The 1,140-nt window shown below is 63.2% G+C and carries 1 pseudogene; it reads left to right on the top strand.

Annotated elements, in window-relative coordinates:
* Nucleotides 1–1,140: pseudogene (locus tag EOA24_RS38750) on the top strand (lactate dehydrogenase); the annotation flags it as partial.

Raw genomic sequence — 1,140 nt, 5'->3', positions numbered from 1 at the left:
GGGCTGATCGCCAAGGCCATGCTGGTCGTTCCCGGCCACTGCCTGGCGCAGGCCGCGAGAGAATTCCTCGCGCTCTATCCCAATGCCCGCATCCTCGTTGCCGACGAGACGAATTTTTCCTTGGCCAAGCGGCACCGCTTCCTCTCCCGCGCCGCGACCGCCAACTGGGATGCGATCATCATCACGCATTCGGCATTCCGCTTCATCGGCATCCCGTCCGCCTTCGAGCAGCAGATGATCCAGGACGAGCTTGAGCTCTACGAGAGCCTGCTCACCAAGGTCGAGAGCGACGACCGCGTCTCGCGCAAGCGGCTGGAACGCTTGAAGGAGGGCCTGAAGGAGCGGCTCGAAGGTCTTGCCACACGCAAGGATGATCTTCTCACCATTTCCGAGATCGGCATCGACCAGATCGTCGTCGACGAGGCGCAGGAATTCCGGAAATTGTCCTTCGCCACAAACATGTCGACGCTCAAGGGTGTCGATCCCAACGGCTCGCAGCGCGCCTGGGATCTCTACGTGAAATGCCGGCTTCTCGAGACCAAGAATCCGGGAAGGGCGCTGGTGCTCGCTTCGGGCACGCCGATTACCAACACGCTTGGCGAGATGTTTTCCGTGCAGCGCTATCTCGGCCATGGCGCGCTCGCCGAGCGCGGCCTGCACGAGTTCGACGCCTGGGCCTCGACCTTCGGCGACGTGACCACCGAACTCGAGCTTCAGCCCTCCGGCAAGTACAAGCCGGTCACGCGCTTCGCCAGCTTCGTCAACGTCCCCGAGCTGATCGCAATGTTCCGCTCCTTTGCCGATGTCGTGATGCCGCAGGACCTGCGTGACCATGTCAAGGTGCCCGCGATCTCGACCGGCCGCCGCCAGATCCTGACGGCCAAGCCCACGCCGGCCTTCAAGCGCTACCAGCTGGTGCTCGCCGAGCGCATCAAGGCGATCGAGATGCGCGACCGGCCGCCGGAGCCCGGCGACGATATTCTTCTCTCGGTCATCACCGACGGCCGCCATGCCGCGATCGATCTGCGGCTGGTCAATCCCGACAACGACGACGAGCCCGACAACAAGCTCAATCTTCTTGTCTCGAATGCCTTCCGCATCTGGAAGGAAACGGCGGACAGCGCCTATGTCCGTCCCGAC

This window comes from Mesorhizobium sp. M2A.F.Ca.ET.039.01.1.1, from assembly GCF_003998035.1.
In the GTDB taxonomy this organism is placed as follows: domain Bacteria; phylum Pseudomonadota; class Alphaproteobacteria; order Rhizobiales; family Rhizobiaceae; genus Mesorhizobium.
The sequence above is the reverse complement of the archived record's forward strand: the minus strand, read 5'-3'. Positions and strand labels throughout refer to the sequence as shown.